This window comes from Streptomyces sp. NPDC002785 (assembly GCF_040295565.1).
Taxonomy (GTDB): domain Bacteria; phylum Actinomycetota; class Actinomycetes; order Streptomycetales; family Streptomycetaceae; genus Streptomyces.
This window is the reverse complement of sequence record NZ_JBEOVN010000403.1, coordinates 1-1,958: the sequence shown is the minus strand read 5'-3', so window position 1 is coordinate 1,958 and position 1,958 is coordinate 1. Positions and strand designations below refer to the sequence as shown.

At 66.7% G+C, this 1,958-nt stretch carries 2 protein-coding genes; both read left to right on the top strand.

Annotated elements, in window-relative coordinates:
* Positions 1-306: ATP-binding protein (locus ABTZ94_RS37375; protein WP_351207895.1), on the top strand; the 306-nt coding region annotated here is incomplete at its 5' end.
* Positions 307-440: 134 nt separating this feature from the next.
* The gene (locus ABTZ94_RS37370; RefSeq protein ID WP_351207893.1) at positions 441-1,910 is read left to right on the top strand and encodes a catalase; all 1,470 of its coding nucleotides are present in this window, start codon (positions 441-443) and stop codon (positions 1,908-1,910) included.
* Positions 1,911-1,958: the final 48 nt, after the last annotated feature.

Here is a 1,958-nt window from a genome sequence, read left to right as displayed (position 1 = left end):
CGGGCGCTGAGCCGTTGGGGGCTCGACGACCTCTCCGACTCGGTGGAACTGCTGGTCAGCGAGGTGGTGACCAACGCGGTGCGCTATGCGGAGCGGCCGGTGACTCTGCGGCTGCTGCGCACCGACGTCCTGCGCTGCGAGGTCGGCGACGACGCACCGCAGCTGCCCCGGCAGCGCCGGGCCCGGGACATGGACGAGGGCGGCCGCGGCCTGTTCCTCGTGAACCGGCTGGCCAGACGGTGGGGAGCGACGCGTCTTTCGACCGGCAAGGTGGTCTGGTTCGAGATGCCGACCCGGGGCCAGTAGGAGGGTCCGGGCCGGGTGCGGACAAGAGCCCTGCACAGACGGTAGCCAAATGTTGCCGACCTCCTGTCGGCGGAGTTGACTTCAGTCGTGAACGAGACGACCTGACCGAAACCCCCACCGACGGGAGGACGCTCGTGCCCGAGGAATCGAAGACCAGAAACACCCCCTACACCACGAACAACGCCGGAATCCCGGTGGAGAGCGATGAACACTCGCTCACTGTCGGATCCGACGGTCCGATCCTGCTCCAGGACCACTACCTCATCGAGAAGATGGCCCAGTTCAACCGTGAACGGGTCCCCGAGCGAGTGGTCCACGCCAAGGGCTCCGGCGCCTACGGCATTTTCAAGGTGACCAACGACGTCAGCCAGTTCACCAAGGCCGACCTCTTCCAGCCGGGCAAGCAGACCGCCATGCTCGCCCGCTTCTCCACGGTCGCCGGTGAACAGGGCTCCCCCGACACCTGGCGCGATCCCCGTGGATTCGCTCTGAAGTTCTATACGGAGCACGGCAATTACGACATGGTCGGCAACAACACGCCGATCTTCTTCGTGCGCGACCCGATGAAGTTCCAGGACTTCATCCGCTCGCAGAAGCGCCGCCCGGACAGCGCGGTGCGCGACCACGACATGCAGTGGGACTTCTGGACGCTCTCCCCCGAGTCCGCGCACATGGTCACCTGGCTGATGGGTGACCGCGGCATCCCGAAGACGTACCGGAACATGAACGGCTACAGCTCGCACACCTATATGTGGGTGAACGCGGGCGGCGAGAAGTTCTGGGTCAAGTACCGCTTCAAGACCGACCAGGGCATCGACTTCTACCCCCAGGCCGAGGCCGACGAGATCGCGGGCCTCGACGGTGACGTCCACCGCCGCGACCTGTACGAGTCGATCAAGCGTGGTGACCACCCGAGCTGGACGCTGTACGTCCAGATCATGCAGTTCGACGACGCACCGGACTACCGGTTCAACCCGTTCGACCTCACGAAGGTGTGGCCGCACGGCGACTACCCGGAGATCGAAGTCGGCCGGATGACGCTCAACGAGAACCCCGAGGACTTCTTCGTCCACATCGAGCAGGCGTCCTTCGAGCCGTCGAACCTGGTGCCCGGCATCGGTCCGTCGCCCGACAAGATGCTGCTCGGCCGGCTCTTCTCGTATCCGGACACCCACCGGTACCGGATCGGCCCGAACTACGCGCAGCTGCCGCCGAACCGTCCGCGGTTCGGCCGGAACTCGTACGCGAAGGACGGCCCGATGCGGTACGAGCCGACGCGTACGGGAGCGGTCTACGCACCGAACTCGTACGGCGGTCCGGCCGCGGACACCGAGCGCTTCGGCGACCCGGCCGGCTGGGCCACGGCGGGCGAGATGGTGCACGAGGCGTACAAGCTGCACAGGGAGGACGACGACTGGGGCCAGGCGGGCACGATGGTGCGCAAGGTCCTGGACGACGCGGCGCGGGAGCGGCTGGTGTCGAACATTTCCGGCCATCTACTGGACGGGGTGAGCGCCCCGGTCCTGGAGCGGGCGCTGCAGTACTGGCGCAACGTGGACAAGGACCTGGGCGACCGGATCGCCAAGAAGGTCAACGGCGGCTGAGACCGTCGTACGCGGACGCATGAGAGAGGGGTGGTGCCGGCCGGCACC